The sequence below is a fragment of the Dietzia sp. WMMA184 genome (assembly GCF_002441635.1).
Lineage (GTDB): Bacteria > Actinomycetota > Actinomycetes > Mycobacteriales > Mycobacteriaceae > Dietzia > Dietzia kunjamensis.
This window is the reverse complement of sequence record NZ_NXEI01000001.1, coordinates 3,035,817-3,050,370: the sequence shown is the minus strand read 5'-3', so window position 1 is coordinate 3,050,370 and position 14,554 is coordinate 3,035,817. Positions and strand designations below refer to the sequence as shown.

Here is a 14,554-nt window from a genome sequence, read left to right as displayed (position 1 = left end):
GTGCCGCGCGCGGGGGCGGGGCGCCACGGGCTTGCCGGGATTTACGCCGGCGGCCTAGAGTGTCTGACCATGCGGAAGATTCTCGTAGTAACCGGACGTAACGGGGCCTGACAGACCGGCACCCCCGTTGCGTGGTTGCTCCTTCTGACGTCGGTCATCTCACCGACGCACCAGAAGCGAGAACTCCATGACCCCCACGGCGAATCCCACGTTCGGCGGACCCCACGCGACCACCGGCTCTCCCATCTGCCCCTTCGCGGATCGATTCGGCCGCCGGCTGCCACGAGGGTTCGCCTCCGAGGCCGCGGGCCTGGACTGGCGCACGCTGCTCGACACCTACGCCCCGTCCTCCGACCGCTTTCATCTGGCCGATTTCTCCCGCCGCCCGCTGGGTCGGGGCATCATCGCCTACGAGGCGATCCTGGCCACCCGTGCCGCAGGGGACGCGCCCGGCGAGTTCACCGCCCGCCGCCTGACCACCGAGTCCTGCGGTGACGTCACCGCGATGTCCGACATGCTGGGCCAGGTCGGCGCGCGTGCGGAGATCGAGCAGTTCCACCAGTACGAGGGCCACCGGCACGGCGGCCACGCCTTCGGCGAGGCCGGATCGTGGTGCACGATCCTGCGCGCCAGCTGTGGTCGCCGCGAGACGTGGGCGCTCGGGTTCGGGCAGACCTCCACCGAGGCCTCGATCGCGGCGCTGCTCAGCGCCGCGACCCGTCTCCACCTGCGGTGAAGTCGGCTCGGAAACACCGTTCTGTAAAGTGATCACAGGAACCACGCCCCGGTCGACCACCGACTCCCCGCCGCCTCGCGGCGGATACGTCCGCATGTCGTCGTCCGTTCGACGCAAGGAAAGGAGCCGCCGGTGATCGTGATCCTCGCGGCCCATGCCGTGGCCGCCCTGATCGCGATCCCGTTGGTGTCCAGGTTCGGACGCCGCGCCTTCCCGCTCCTGGCGTTGGTCCCCGCCGCCGGCGCGGTCTGGGTGGCCGCGAACCTCGACCGGGTACCCACGGAGTCCATCCAGTGGGCTCCCGGCATCCACCTGGCGCTCGACCTGCGGATGGACGCCCTGTCCGCGCTGATGTCCCTCATCGCACTGGGCGTCGGTGCGTTGGTGCTGTTCTACTGCACCTGGTACTTCGACGACTCCGAACCGCGACTCCACCTGTTCGCCGCGGAGCTCGTCGCCTTCGCGGGCGTCATGTTCGGCCTGGTCGTGGCCGACAACATGATCCTGCTGTACATCTTCTGGGAGATCACCTCCGTTCTGAGCTTCCTGCTGGTCGGCCACTACGCCGAGCGGGCCTCGTCCCGGCGTGCCGCCACCCAGGCACTGCTGGTGACCACCCTCGGCGGCCTGGCGATGCTCGTCGGCATGATCATCCTGGCGCAGGAAGCCGGGTCGTACCTGCTCAGCGAGATCATCGCGGCCCCACCGTCGGGGCCCCTCGTCCACTGGGCTCTCGCCCTGGTCATCATCGGCGCGGCGAGCAAGTCCGCCATCGCTCCCCTGCACTTCTGGCTACCGGGGGCGATGACCGCCCCCACCCCGGTGAGCGCGTACCTGCACTCCGCGGCCATGGTCAAGGCCGGCGTCTTCCTCGTCGCGGCGTTCAGTCCCGGGTTGTCCGGCTCGTCCACCTGGCAGCTGCCACTCATCGCCCTGGGCCTGGTCTCCCTGCTCATGGCCGGGTGGCGGGCGCTACGCGAGACGGACCTCAAGCTGGTGCTGGCCTTCGGCACGGTGTCCCAGCTGGGTTTCCTGCTCGTGCTGGTGGGCATCGGCTCCCGGGACACCATGCTCGCCGGGCTCACCATGCTGCTCGCACACTCGCTGTTCAAGTCGTCCCTGTTCATGGCGGTCGGCGTGATCGACAAGACGACCGGCACCCGCGAGATCCGCGAGCTGTCGGGCCTCGGCCGCTCGCGGCCCGCACTGGCGGTGTTCTTCACCCTCGCCGCCGCCTCGATGGCCGGGCTCCCGCCCTTCCTCGGGTTCATCGGCAAGGAGTCCGCGTTCGCCACCGTGCTGACCGAGGGCCGACTACACGGGATGCCCGCGATTGTTGTCACCGCGGGCCTCGTACTGGGCTCGGTGCTCACCTTCTCGTACACCGCCCGCCTGGTCATGGGCGCATTCCGGGACAAGCCGACCTTCCCCGACGGGATCAGCCCCGCGGTCGCCGACTCGAAGCCCGTCAACCCGATGTTCCTCTCGGTGCCCGCGGTCCTCGCCGTCGCCGGCCTGGTGCTCGGCCTGTGGTCGGCGCCCGTCGAGAACCTCCTCGTCCGGTTCGTCGATGTCGCGTTCCCGCCCGGCAGCCCGTGGCGCGGAGACGAGGCCTACCACCTGGGACTGTGGCACGGCGTCGGCATCCCGTTGGCGCTCACGGCGGTCGTGTACGTGCTCGGAGCCATGCTCTATGTCGCCCAGCGGACCGTCGAGCGGATGCAGTTCGAGTCGCCCGCGCTGGGTAACGCCGACCGCATCTACGACGCCGTCCTGCGCTTCTTCGACCTCTTGTCACTGCGCCTGACCGCGAGCATCCAGCGCGGCTCCCTCCCGCTGACGCTCGGCATCATCCTGTTCACCCTCGTGCTGTTCCCGTTCGCGTCCCTTATGGTCGGCACCCGCGAGGGCCTGCGGATGGAGCTGGCGGGCAACCCGGTCGTGCTGTTCGTCATGATCCCCATGACCGTCGCCGCGATCGCCGCCACCGTCCTGCGCAACCGCCTCGCCGCGGTGATCAGCATGTCCGTCACCGGCTACGGCGTCGCCATCATCTTCGCCTTCCACGGCGCCCCGGACCTGGCCCTCACCCAGGTGTTGGTGGAGACGCTGCTGATGGTCGCGTTCGTCCTGGTGCTGCGCACGATGCCCGCCGAGGTCCCGTTGTCGGACGGCTTCCGCCGGACCCGCGCCTGGCTCGGCATCGGGGTGGGCCTGCTCGTGGTGATCGTGGGCGCCTACGCCATCAACGCCCGCCAGCGACCCGCCGTGTCCACGGTCTTCCCGGACCTCGCCTACGACATCGGCAACGGCGCCAACGCGGTCAACGTCACCCTGGTCGACATCCGCGCCTGGGACACCCTCGGCGAGATCACGGTGCTGCTCGTCGCCGCCACCGGTGTGGCCAGCCTGGTCTTCCGCAACCGCCGCTACGGCTCGGGCCCGCGCCTCGCCGACGCCGGCAAGACGCGTTCCGGCCGGCGCGGCATCGAGGCCGCCCGGATCGTCGTCGAGGCTCCCGGCGCCTCCCCCGGCCGCTGGCTGGTCGGGGCGACCGTCCGCGATCCGCGCGCGCGTTCCCTCGTCCTCGAGGTCACCACCAGGCTCATCTTCCCCACCATGATGATCCTGAGCCTGTTCTTCTTCTTCGCCGGGCACAACAACCCCGGCGGTGGCTTCGCCGGCGGTCTGGTGGCCGGTCTGGCCCTGGTGCTGCGGTACGTCGCCGGTGGCCGCTACGAACTCGGGGAGGCCATCCCCATCGACGCCGGCCGGATCCTCGGATTCGGGCTCCTGCTGGCCGCCGGCACGGCCACCGCCTCGATGTTCTTCGGGGCACCTCCCCTGTCCAGCGCCACCTTCGAGGGAACGCTTCCCGTCTTCGGGGACGTCAAGTTCGTCACGGCGCTGTTCTTCGACGCGGGGGTCTACCTCATCGTCGTCGGTCTCGTCCTCGACATCCTCCGCAGCCTCGGCGCCCGACTCGACCTGGACGCCGAGGACCTCGAGGAACTCCGCGCCGTCTACGTCGACGCCACCGACTCGCCGTCCACCGCCTCCCTGCGCCGCGTCCCCGGCGTCGACGGCGCCGCACCGCGGTCCGACCTGGCCGCCCGCCGCGCCGACCGCCTGAGAGCCGCCGAGAACCAGGGCACGACCTCCCGGGGGATGCCATGACCGCCGACTTCGCACTGCTGCTCCTGGCGGGCATCCTCAGCGCCGCCGGCGTCTACCTACTGCTCGAGCGCGCCATCATCAAGATCCTGCTGGGGATCATGATCCTGTCCAACGGCGTCAACCTGCTGCTGCTGGCGGCCGGCGGCGCCCCCGGGAACCCGCCCATCCGCGACCGGACCTGGGGCGGCAACGCCACCGACTCCGATCCGCTGGCCCAGGCCATGATCCTCACCGCCATCGTCATCACCGCCGGTGTCGGGGCGTTCATCCTGGCGCTGGCCTACCGCTCGTACCAGTTCACCACCGTGGACGAGGTCGCGGACGACGTCGAGGACACGAAGATCGCCCGACGCTCCCCCACCGACGCCTGGTCCGCTCCCGACCGTGACGCCTCCGACGACCACGCCACCGGTCAGCCCACCGAACTCGGTGACCACGTCGACTACGACGACGAGGACCTCGAGGAGGCCGAAGCCGAGGCCGCCGCCGAAGCCCGAGCGGAGGCCCGGGCCAGAGCCGAGGCCGACGCTCGCGCGGAGGCACGGGCCCGCGCCGAGGCGGAGGCCCGACGTATCGATCGACGCGTGAAGCGCAACAAGGACGCCGGAAAGGAGGAGGACCTGTGATCTCCCCCGAACTCTTCGGCTACCTCATCCCGTCGGTCGTCCTCGCCCCGATGCTGGCGGCCGCCCTCTGTCTGGTGGTCTCCCGCCGACCGCGGGTGCAGAACGTCATCACGATCGCCACCCTGACCGGGGTGTTGGTCATCTCCGGCATCCTGCTGGTGCTGACCGAACAACACGGGATGCACACCGTCCAGGTGGGAGGCTGGGACGCCCCGGTCGGCATCACCCTGGTCGCGGACCGGCTCAGCGCGCTGATGCTGTGCGTATCCGCCGTGATCCTGCTGACGGTCATCATCTACGCCGTCGGCCAGGGTGTCCGCGACGGTGACGGCGACCAGCCGACCTCGGTCTTCCTGCCCACCTACCTCGCGCTGGCCGCCGGCCTGAACGCGGCGTTCATCGCCGGCGACCTGTTCAACCTGTTCGTCGGGTTCGAGATGCTGCTGGCCGCGTCGTACGTGCTGCTCACGCTGGGTGCCAGTCAGGAACGTGTGCGCGCGGGCGTGTCGTACACCGTTGTGTCGATGGTGTCCTCGATGGTCTTCCTGCTGGGCATCGCGCTGACCTATTCCGCCGTCGGAACGCTCAACCTGGCGCAGGTCGCCACCCGGATGGCCGAGGTCCCGGACGGCCTGCGGCACACCATCTTCGCCGTGTTCCTCGTGGCGTTCGGCATCAAGGCCGCCGTGTTCCCGCTGTCCACGTGGCTGCCCGACTCGTACCCGACCGCGCCCGCCCCGGTCACCGCCGTGTTCGCCGGTCTGCTCACCAAGGTCGGCGTCTACGCGATCATCCGCTTCCACACCCTGGTGTTCCCCGGGGGCAGCATGGACGGCGTCCTCCTGGTGGCCGGCCTGTTGACGATGGTCGTGGGGATCCTCGGTGCGATCGCCCAGTCGGACATCAAGCGGATATTGTCGTTCACCCTGGTCAGCCACATCGGCTACATGATCTTCGGGGTCGCCCTGTCCACCGAGTCCGGGCTGAGCGCCGCGATCTACTACGTCGGCCACCACATCGTCGTGCAGACCACACTGTTCCTGGTCGTGGGCCTCATCGAACGGCAGGCGGGGTCGTCCTCCCTCCGCCGGTTGGGGTCCCTCGGCGTCGTCAGCCCGGTCCTCGCCGTCACGTTCCTCATCCCGGCGCTCAACCTGGGCGGGATCCCGCCGTTCTCCGGCTTCGTCGGCAAGCTCGCCGTGGTCCAGGCCGGCGCAGAGGTCGGCGGGGTCCTCATGTGGGTGCTCGTCGCCGGCGCCATGGTCACCAGCCTGCTGACGCTGTACGTGGTCGTGCGCGTGTGGTCCAAGGCGTTCTGGCGGCCCCGGGCGGACGCCCCCGAGGGCGCGATCGCGCTGGCCAAGCCGCTCGCACTGCTGCCGTCCGACGAGTACGTCGAGTTCGACGAGCGCGACGAGGTCGGGCGGATGCCGTGGAGCATGCTGGCCCCGACGTGGGCGCTCATCGTCGTCTCGCTTCTCATGACCGTCTTCGCCGGCCCGCTGCTCGCGGTCACCGACGGCGCCGCCGAGAGTCTGCGGGAGCGTGTCGAGTACCTCGTGACCGTCCCCACCGACGCCACACCCGAACGCTTCGTCGACTCCGTGACGGGGGTGCGCTGACATGGCCCGGAAGATGACGTTGGAGCCGCGGGTGCTCGGCGCCCGCCTGTTCATGACCCTGTGGCTGGCATTCGCCTGGGTCCTGCTGTGGGGCAGCATCGACATCGGCACCATCGCCGCCGGACTCATCGTCGCGACCGTGGTGATGGCCGTCCTCCCGCTCCCCCGCGTCCCCGTCGAGGGTCTGCTGCGGCCGGTGTCGATGGTGTGGCTGGTGATCGTGGTGGCCTACTACCTCGTCCGGTCGTCGATCGCCGTCGCCTGGCTGTCGGTCCGGCCCCAGGCTCCCCCGCGCTCCGCCGTGCTGCGCGCCCCGATGCGGCTGAAATCCGACTTCACACTGGCGCTGGCCGTCAACACCCTCAACCTCATGCCGGGCGGCATCGTCGTCCGCGTGGATCCCGCGGCCCGGTACGTCTACATCCACGTGCTGAACACCGGAACCGACGACGCCGTGGAGCATTTCAGATCCCAGACCGCGCACATCGAGACGCTCTACCAGCGCGCCTTCGAGCGCGACGAGGACTGGAAGCCGAGCCCGGAGCACTACTCCGCACCCGCCGACAGCGCCCCGACGACCGTGGGCACCGCGGACTCCGCGGAATCCGCACCCCACGCCGCTAACCAAGCCGCGCCAGCTCACGCCGCCGCAGACCACACCGACGCAGAAAAGCCCGAAGCTGCACGAGCCGAAGCAGAGCAGGCCGCAGCCGAGCACGCGGCACACCACGCGGACGACGCCGACGGCCCCACCCCGGAACAGGAGGCCCCCCGGTGAACATCATCTCGCTCATCCTGTGGAGTCTGGCCATCATCGCGCTGACGGCCGCGCTGTTCGCCACGATGATCCGGCTCGTCGGCGGCCCCAACACCCTCGACCGCCTGATCTCCCTGGATGCGCTCGTCGCGGTCGCCCAGGGTGGCATCGGCGTCTACATCGCCTGGTCCAAGGACACCACCCCCGCCGCCGCGCTCGTCGCGCTCGCCCTCGTGGCGTTCCTCGGCTCGGTGTCCGTGGCCCGTTTCCGCGTGAACGACACCGTCGGAACGCCCGAGGAGGCCCTCCCATGACCAACGACCTGGTGGAGATCATCTCCGCACTGTTCGTCCTCGCCGGGGCGCTGCTGACACTAGCCAGCGCGATCGGCCTCGTCCGCTTCCGCGACACCCTCAGCCGCATGCACCCGGCCGCCAAGCCGCAGGTCCTCGGCCTCGTGCTGATCCTGCTCGGCGCCGGGATCCGGATCTTCCCGGACATCGACCTGGGCATGCTCGTGCTGGCCGCCATCGTCGCCGTGTGCACGGCGCCGGTGATCGCGAACCGCGTGGGCAACCTCGCCTACCGGGAGAGCGTCGAGGACGGCACCATCACCCACGAGGCCCCCGTGCTGGAGAAGTTCACCGGGTCGGGCCTCGACGGCAGCGCCGCCAACTGACCCGTCGCGCGGCCGGGGCCGGCCGCCGGCTCAACGAGAAGAGCGTCCCGCACCTGTCCCTCTCGGGGAACGTGTACGGGACGCTCTTCTCGTCGTCCGGGGGTGGTGCCGACCCGTCAAGTCAGGGGCGGGCTGCTCAGGGGGCGGGCTGCGCCGGGGCGTTGCCGGCCTGCTGCCCGGCTCCCGGGACGACCACGCCGTCGTCGGTGGTGGCCTGGCCGCCGCCCTCGCCACCGGGAGTGCCCGTCTCCGTCACGCCGGGCTCGAAGTCGCCGGCACCCTCGGGCACGTCGGTCTCCTGCGTCTCCGGGATCGAGCTCGTCGGCGCGGCGTCCTCGGTGTAGCTGGGCAGCGTGTACGGCGCGTCGGCCTCGGCCGGCTGCTCGTTGGGCGGGCTGCACGCGGCCACGGCGAACGCGAGGGCGAGTGCGGGAGCCGCGACCAGGAGGCGGCGGGCGGTCTGACGCGGGGCCATGGGGGCTCCTTCGATCTCGGGAAGCTGCAAGTCGCTAGTGAGCACGCAACCCGCGGAACGGAATGCGTGGGCTCATCATATCCTCAGGGGTCAGCGGTCGAGATCCTGGGTGACGATCACGATCACCCCTGGCGCCTCGTCCGCGAGATCCGCCGGCCGCGGCTTGGCGGTGATGCCCAACTGGGAGGCGATCGCCTGTGCAGCCTGCTGTTCGCCGGGGCCGGAGCCGTAGAAGGCGGTCGACTCCGCCACGACGCCGCGGTTGGACGGCATGTTGGCCACCTCACCCACGGCGTACCCGTTCTCGCGCAGCGTCTCACCGGTGCGGCCGGCCAGCCCGGTCACGGTGCTGTTGTTGAAGATCTGCACGGGCACGGACGTCACGTCCGGCACCGCTCCGCCGGGGACCTGCCCGGCGGGCTGGCCCGGGGCGGGCGCCGCGGGGTCGCCCGACTGCGGGTCCTGCCCGTCGGCTCCTCCGCCGGGCGCACCGTCCGCGCCGCCGGCACCGTCCTGACCGGCCCCGGCGTCGCCCGGGGCAGTGGCAGCGCCGGCGCCGTCGGTTCCGGTCTGACCATCGGCACCCTGTCCGGCCGAGGCGTCCTGCTCGACCTGGGAGGTGGTGTCGTCGGCGGTGGGCGTCGCCTCGTCCTCGTCACCGCCGAACAGCTGGACCAGTCCGACGCCGACCGCCAGCACGACCGCGGCCAGCAGCACCATCGCGATGGCGCGGTACGGCGGGCCGGTCGGCTCGTCCATGGCCGGGCCGTCGCCCGGCGTGTAGGGGTCGTCGGCGCCGTGCGGGCCGCCGTATTCGGGATCGCCGTACTCGGCATCGCCGGGCTGCGGGCTGTCGTACTGCGGGTTTCCGGACTGGGAGCTCACGCCGCCGAGTCTAGGTCAGTCGAGCCGCATTCCCAGGTTGCGCGCCGCGCGTGCCTTCTGTCGGCTGGAACGCATCCGGCGCAGCCGCTTGACGAGGAGCGGGTCCGCGGCCAGGGCCTCGGGGCGGTCGATGAGGTCGTTGAGGATCTGGAAGTAGCGCGTGCCCGACATGTCGAACTGCTGCCGGATCGCCTCCTCCTTGGAGCCGGCGAACTTCCACCACTGCCGCTCGAACTCGAGCATGGCCCGGTCTCGGTCGGACAGGACGGGATCGGCGGCGTGGAGCTCGGCCGTCCCCTGCTCGCGGTCCTTCTCGCGCTGCACCTCGCGTGCCGCGGTGGCTGAGCGACCCATGTGCCTGCCTCCTGACCGTGATGACCTCTGTTGACCACTGATGACCACTACCCGGATCACCGTGCGGATGGAATACCGTGCGAGTGGAACGCTGTGCGGGTGAAATACACCCTTGTGATTCCACCGTAGTGAACCACACGCCTCCGACACATCGCCATGTCCGGCGCTCTAGAATCGACCACCATGGCCGTCCGTCCCATCGTCATCCTCGGCGATCCCGCGCTCCACGCCCCCACCGAGCCCGTCACCGAGTCCCCCGAGGAACTCGCCGGGCTGGTGCAGGATCTCTACGACACGATGGACGCCGCGAACGGGGTGGGCCTGGCCGCCAACCAGATCGGCGTGCGCAAGCGCCTGTTCGTCTACGACTGCCCGGACCTGGACACCGAGGACGGCGAGGGCGTGACCCGCGAGGAGGTCGAGGCGCGCGGGGGCTGGCTCAACCGCCGCGGGTGCATCGTCAACCCGGTGCTCGAGACCTCCGAGATCCCCGAGACGATGCCGGATCCGGAGGACGACCTCGAGGGCTGCCTGTCCGTCCCCGCGGTGAACTTCCCGCGCGGACGGGCCTGGTGGGCGCGTGTGACGGGCACCGACGAGAACGGCGAACCCGTGTCGGTGGAGGGGTACGGACTGTTCGCCCGCTGCCTGCAGCACGAGGTGGGTCACCTCGACGGTTTCCTCTACACCGACGGTCTCATCGGCCGGAACCGCAAGGCCGCCAAGCGCCACATCCGCGACGCCGGCTGGGGAGTGCCCGGCCTGAGCTGGGACCCGGCCACGGATCCGGACCCGTTCGCCGACGAGGAGGACGACTACGACGACGACGAGGTCGTCCCCGACCATGACTGAGCGGGACCGGGACCTGTCGGAACGGTCCCGGTGGAACGCCGGCCGCCGGGTGGCGGTGGGCGATCGCGTGGTGGTGCGTCGTCATCTGGAGGCGGGCCAGACCTCGCACCTGTACACCGACGTCATCGGTCGCGTGGTCGAACTCGAGCCGGAACTGGTCGTGGCCCGGGAGTCCGGTGAGCAGGTGCGGATCCCCGACGCCGACATCGCCGTACTCAAGGTGGTTCCGCCGCGGCCGGTGCGGGCCCGCGCCATCCGGGCGCGCGAGTACGCCGGCGCCCTGGCGTGGCCCGGCCGGGAGTACGAGATCGTCGACGGCTGGTTCTGCCGCGCCGGCGACGACTGGTCCTACCGCGGGAACTCCGCGGTGCCCGTCCTGCCGTGGGCCAACTGTGAGGACCTCGACGGGGTGCGCGACTGGTACGCCGCCCGCGGCCTGCCGCTGCGCCTGGTGGACGTGGACCGGCTGGTGAAATCCGAGCGAATGAAACTCGACGGCGCCCCGGTGGACGCCTCGCGGATCCATGCCGACCGCGACCTCCTGCTGTGCACCGCCGACAGCCGCGACCTGCTCGCGGTGGTCGACGAGGCGTTCCCCGCCCCCACCCGGCCGGCGGTCACCCTGGCCGAGCGCCCCGACGACGACTGGCTGGCGCTCTACCACGCCACCGCCGACCTCGACCCCGAGCGAGTCCGGCCCGCGATGCTCGCCACCGCGGGGCTCGTCGCCTCCGGGCCCGACGCCGGTTCCCCCGGCCCCGGCGGCCACGCGGTGTTCGCCCGACTCGAGGAGGACGGGGAGCTGGCCGCGATCGCCCGGGGCGCCGTCACGACCGGTCCCGACGGCGAAGCGCGGATCGCGGTCTCGTGCGTGGAGACCGCGGACGCCCACCGCCGCCGCGGCCTGGCCGAGGTGGTCACCGGCTCGCTCGTGGAGTGGGGACTGGGCCTCGGCGCGCAGGAATGTCACCTGCACGTGTTCGCGGACAACTCCGCCGGGCGCGGCCTGTGGGCCAAGCTCGGACTGCAGCCGCACCATTCGCTGCGCCACCTCGTCGTCGTCGACTGACACCGGCTCCGCTCCCACGGTGACACCGCCGCGCCGAGGGCAATACACTCGGGCGCATGCGTCTGGCCACCTGGAATGTGAACTCGATCCGCGCCCGGAGAGACCGCGTGCTCGCGTGGCTCGAACGGTCCGACGTCGACGTCCTGGCGATGCAGGAGACCAAGTGCAAGGACGAGCAGTTCCCCACCGAGGCCTTCCGGGAGGCCGGTTACGAGATCGCCCATCACGGGCTGAGCCAGTGGAACGGCGTCGCCGTGGCCTCCCGGGTGGGGCTCGAGGACGTGCGCCTGGGCTTCGACGGGATGCCGGGCTTCCACAAGGACCCCGAGGTCTCGCAGGACCCCGAGGCCCGCGCCATCTCGGCGGTCTGCGACGGCGTCCGCGTGTACAGCCTCTACGTCCCCAACGGCCGTGAGCTGGGCGATCCGCACTACACCTACAAGCTGGAGTGGTTGGCCCGCCTGCGCGACCACGCGTCCGCCGAACTGGCCGCCGACTCCGACGCCCAGATCGCCCTGGTGGGTGACTGGAACGTCGCGCCGCTCGACGAGGACGTGTGGGACATGGAGGTCTTCGACGGCAAGACCCACGTCTCCGGCCCCGAACGGTTGGCGTTTGCGGCGTTCGACGGCGCCGGGTTCCGCGAGGTCACCCGCGAGCACACGCCCGGACCCGGCGTCTACACCTACTGGGACTACACCGGGCTCAGCTTTCCCAAGCGCAAGGGCATGCGCATCGACTTCCAACTGCACTCCCCCGCGCTGGCCGCGCGGGTGAGCGGGGCGTTCATCGACCGCGAGGAACGCAAGGGAAAGGGCGCCTCGGACCACGCGCCCGTCGTCGTGGAGCTCGACTGAGCCATGTCCACGTTCCAGCTACGCCATTACATCGACCGGCTCCGCGCCGAGGGTTTCACGGTCCGCGACGACCACGGTGAGGACCCGGACCTCATCGACATCAACGGCCGGGCCGTCGACACCTGGCGGGAGAACTACCCGTACGACGAGCGGATGGACCGCAACCAGTACGAGGTCGAGAAGTACCTGCTGCAGATCGAACTGCTGAAGTTCCAGAACTGGCAGGCCGAATCAGGGCACCGGCAGGTGATCGTGTTCGAGGGCCGCGACGCCGCCGGCAAGGGCGGGACCATCAAGCGGTTCACCGAGTACATCAACGTCCGGCAGGCCCGGGTCGTCGCGCTGGTCAAGCCGACCGAGACCGAGATGTACCAGTGGTACTTCCAGCGGTACGTGGCCCATCTGCCCAGCCGCGGCGAGCTCGTGCTGTTCGACCGCTCCTGGTACAACCGCGCCGGCGTGGAGCGGGTGATGGGCTTCTGCACCGATTCCCAGTACGAGACGTTCATGGAGCAGGCGCCCATGTTCGAGAAGATGCTGGTCGAGTCCGGGGTCGGTCTGACCAAGTTCTGGTTCTCGGTCACCCGCGAGGAGCAGAAGACCCGGTTCGCGATCCGGCAACTCGACCCGGTGCGGCGCTGGAAACTCTCGCCCATGGACCTGGAGTCGCTCGACAAGTGGGACAAGTACACGGACGCCAAGGTGGAGATGTTCCGGCGCACGGACACCGACCACGCGCCGTGGATCACCATCAAGTCCAACGACAAGAAGCGGGCCCGCATCAACGCGATGCGCTACTTCCTGAACCAGTTCGACTACCCGGACAAGGACCCCCAGGTGGTGTTCGACCCGGACCCGAAGATCGTCCGCCGCGGCAAGGACGCCGTCGGAGACTAGCGGAGGGAGCGCCAGCGAGCGGAGCGATGTCCCCGCGCACAGAACCCGTCGGGGACTGACTGACCGGGCCTGATGGGAGGCCCCGGGAATGTCTCGGCGGCGGCGGGCCTTGCACTGGGTATGAGCCATACCAACGACCCCGCCGTCATCAAGCGCCTGCTCACCGAGAAGGGCCGCTGGGCCGTCGCCGGCCTGTCCACCAACTCCGCGCGCACCGCGTACGGGATCGCCGCCTACGTCCGCGACCTGGGACATGAGATCGTACCGGTCCATCCCAAGGCCGAGACCGTGCACGGTCAGCAGGGCTACCCGGATCTCGCGTCCGTTCCCGGCGAGGTCGATGTGGTCGACGTGTTCGTCAACTCGCAGCTCGCGGGCGGCGTGGTGGACGATGCGATCGCCAAGGGAGCCAAGGCGGTCTGGTTGCAGCTGGGCGTGGTCGACGAGGCCGCGGCGCAGCGGGCGAAGGATGCCGGGCTGGACGTGGTGATGGACGCCTGCCCTGCGATCGAAGCCCCTCGTCTGGGCCTGGCCTGAACCGCGGACCCGGCCCGGTCTAGAAGCCGCTCGAGGCCAGTCCCACCATCGCGAAGATGAAGATGAAGTACAGCACGATGAGGACTGCCACGATCGCCAGCGAGATCATGCCGAGCTTCTTGGCGGTCGCACTGGCGGCCTCGGCTTCGGCGTGGCGACCGGCGGCCCACAGCGGGTAGACGTCCAGCGCGCGGGTCATCGCGACGAACGACAGCGGCCAGAAGAAGAGAATCGACGCGACCGCCCAGCCGACGTTCGACGGCGGGCCGGGGCGAATTGCCGAGGTGGTCCCGTATCCGCCCGCCCCGCCGAAGGACGGGGTCTGCGCGCCGTAACCGGTCGGGGTCTGCGCGCTGTAGTCGGTCTGCTCGTACGAGCCCTGGCCGTACGGGCTCTGTCCGTATGTGCCCTGTCCGTACGGGCTCTGTCCGTATGTGCCCTGGCCGTACGGGTTCTGGCCGTAGGAGCCCCGACTCGCATCGTCGCCACCGGTCGAGTCGCCGTCGGCAGTATTCCCCTGGGGCGGGTAGGTCATGGGAGTCCTCCGGGTAGCTGGTCGTCTGGGGTCAGATTACGTCCCGCTCCTCCGGCCGCTCCTCAGCCGCTCGCGGGGCGACTGACACCGGTCACCGCAGGCGGTCGACGGTCACCGCCCGGCGTCGGTCACGGCTGGGCGACCAGGAGCTGATACTCCGGGAAGCGAACGAGGAACCGCCGCACATAGCTGCACACCGGCCGGATCTTGAGCTCATCGAGCCGCATGCGGGTGAGGACCAGGCTGACCAGCAGGCGGGCGATCCCCTGCTGGCCGTACCGCTCCTCGATCACGGTGTGGAGCAGGATGTAGACGTCGCCGTCCTTCTCGTAACCAACGAGACCCATGAAGGTCTCGCTGTCCCACAGTTCGAAGCGGTCTCTATCGGTGTTGTGGACCAGCTTGAGCGACGTTACAGCGGACATCAGAACTCCTTCTGCAGGGCGTGTTCCACCCGCGATGCTACTCGTCGGGTTACGCTCGCCCCTGCACAATC

General features: G+C 70.1%; 17 protein-coding genes. 12 read left to right on the top strand and 5 right to left on the bottom strand.

The window, feature by feature from the left end; genetic code table 11:
* Nucleotides 1-187: 187 nt before the first annotated feature.
* The 7 genes from CK206_RS14045 (at nt 188) to CK206_RS14015 (ending at nt 7,597) form a co-directional block, all read left to right on the top strand.
* Nucleotides 188-736 (top strand): hypothetical protein, encoded by a 549-nt coding sequence (locus CK206_RS14045; protein WP_069388499.1) that lies wholly within the window; start codon nt 188-190, stop codon nt 734-736.
* Between the two features lie 132 nt (nt 737-868).
* Nucleotides 869-3,913, top strand: a complete 3,045-nt coding sequence (locus CK206_RS14040) for a Na+/H+ antiporter subunit A (protein WP_096906757.1) — start codon at nt 869-871, stop codon at nt 3,911-3,913.
* Nucleotides 3,910-4,539 carry a Na(+)/H(+) antiporter subunit C gene (locus CK206_RS14035; RefSeq protein ID WP_067719286.1) on the top strand — a complete coding sequence of 210 codons (630 nt, stop codon included), beginning with the start codon at nt 3,910-3,912 and terminating at the stop codon, nt 4,537-4,539. The genes CK206_RS14040 and CK206_RS14035 overlap by 4 nt, the downstream gene beginning before the upstream one ends.
* On the top strand, nt 4,536-6,161 hold the full coding sequence (locus tag CK206_RS14030) for a Na+/H+ antiporter subunit D (protein ID WP_067719289.1): 1,626 nt from the start codon (nt 4,536-4,538) through the stop codon (nt 6,159-6,161). Before CK206_RS14035 ends, CK206_RS14030 begins: the two co-directional genes overlap by 4 nt.
* A 1-nt stretch (nt 6,162) precedes the next feature.
* Complete coding sequence (locus CK206_RS14025; RefSeq protein WP_096906756.1) at nt 6,163-6,939, top strand: Na+/H+ antiporter subunit E; 777 nt, start codon at nt 6,163-6,165, stop codon at nt 6,937-6,939.
* A gap of 65 nt (nt 6,940-7,004) precedes the next feature.
* Complete coding sequence (locus CK206_RS14020) at nt 7,005-7,232, top strand: monovalent cation/H+ antiporter complex subunit F (protein WP_241504579.1); 228 nt, start codon at nt 7,005-7,007, stop codon at nt 7,230-7,232.
* The gene (locus CK206_RS14015) at nt 7,229-7,597 is read left to right on the top strand and encodes a monovalent cation/H(+) antiporter subunit G (protein ID WP_067719292.1); all 369 of its coding nucleotides are present in this window, start codon (nt 7,229-7,231) and stop codon (nt 7,595-7,597) included. Before CK206_RS14020 ends, CK206_RS14015 begins: the two co-directional genes overlap by 4 nt.
* A gap of 136 nt (nt 7,598-7,733) precedes the next feature.
* Here CK206_RS14015 and CK206_RS14010 read toward each other — a convergent pair whose 3' ends face one another.
* The 3 genes from CK206_RS14010 to CK206_RS14000 form a co-directional block, all read right to left on the bottom strand.
* Complete coding sequence (locus CK206_RS14010; protein WP_096906755.1) at nt 7,734-8,072, bottom strand: hypothetical protein; 339 nt, start codon at nt 8,070-8,072, stop codon at nt 7,734-7,736.
* Nucleotides 8,073-8,162: 90 nt separating this feature from the next.
* Nucleotides 8,163-8,957 (bottom strand): LytR C-terminal domain-containing protein, encoded by a 795-nt coding sequence (locus CK206_RS14005; protein WP_096906754.1) that lies wholly within the window; start codon nt 8,955-8,957, stop codon nt 8,163-8,165.
* A 15-nt stretch (nt 8,958-8,972) separates the two neighbouring features.
* Nucleotides 8,973-9,311 carry a DUF3263 domain-containing protein gene (locus CK206_RS14000; protein WP_096906753.1) on the bottom strand — a complete coding sequence of 113 codons (339 nt, stop codon included), beginning with the start codon at nt 9,309-9,311 and terminating at the stop codon, nt 8,973-8,975.
* 183 nt (nt 9,312-9,494) lie between these two features.
* On the opposite strand from CK206_RS14000, the gene CK206_RS13995 reads away from it, so the two are divergent.
* From CK206_RS13995 to CK206_RS13975, 5 genes are all read left to right on the top strand, one after another.
* The gene (locus tag CK206_RS13995) at nt 9,495-10,163 is read left to right on the top strand and encodes a peptide deformylase (protein ID WP_096906752.1); all 669 of its coding nucleotides are present in this window, start codon (nt 9,495-9,497) and stop codon (nt 10,161-10,163) included.
* A complete protein-coding gene (locus tag CK206_RS13990) occupies nt 10,156-11,232 on the top strand; it encodes a GNAT family N-acetyltransferase (RefSeq protein ID WP_096906751.1) in 1,077 nt (358 codons plus the stop codon). The genes CK206_RS13995 and CK206_RS13990 overlap by 8 nt, the downstream gene beginning before the upstream one ends.
* Nucleotides 11,233-11,288: 56 nt before the next feature.
* On the top strand, nt 11,289-12,089 hold the full coding sequence (locus CK206_RS13985) for an exodeoxyribonuclease III (protein ID WP_096906750.1): 801 nt from the start codon (nt 11,289-11,291) through the stop codon (nt 12,087-12,089).
* Between the two features lie 3 nt (nt 12,090-12,092).
* Nucleotides 12,093-12,986, top strand: coding sequence for a polyphosphate kinase 2 (gene ppk2 / locus CK206_RS13980; protein WP_096906749.1), 894 nt, complete (start codon nt 12,093-12,095; stop codon nt 12,984-12,986).
* 120 nt (nt 12,987-13,106) lie between these two features.
* Complete coding sequence (locus CK206_RS13975; protein ID WP_096906748.1) at nt 13,107-13,523, top strand: CoA-binding protein; 417 nt, start codon at nt 13,107-13,109, stop codon at nt 13,521-13,523.
* 19 nt (nt 13,524-13,542) lie between these two features.
* Here CK206_RS13975 and CK206_RS13970 read toward each other — a convergent pair whose 3' ends face one another.
* Together CK206_RS13970 and CK206_RS13965 are read right to left on the bottom strand one after the other, a co-directional pair.
* Complete coding sequence (locus CK206_RS13970) at nt 13,543-14,058, bottom strand: CD225/dispanin family protein (RefSeq protein WP_096906747.1); 516 nt, start codon at nt 14,056-14,058, stop codon at nt 13,543-13,545.
* Between the two features lie 128 nt (nt 14,059-14,186).
* The gene (locus CK206_RS13965) at nt 14,187-14,483 is read right to left on the bottom strand and encodes a GNAT family N-acetyltransferase (protein ID WP_096906746.1); all 297 of its coding nucleotides are present in this window, start codon (nt 14,481-14,483) and stop codon (nt 14,187-14,189) included.
* Nucleotides 14,484-14,554: the final 71 nt, after the last annotated feature.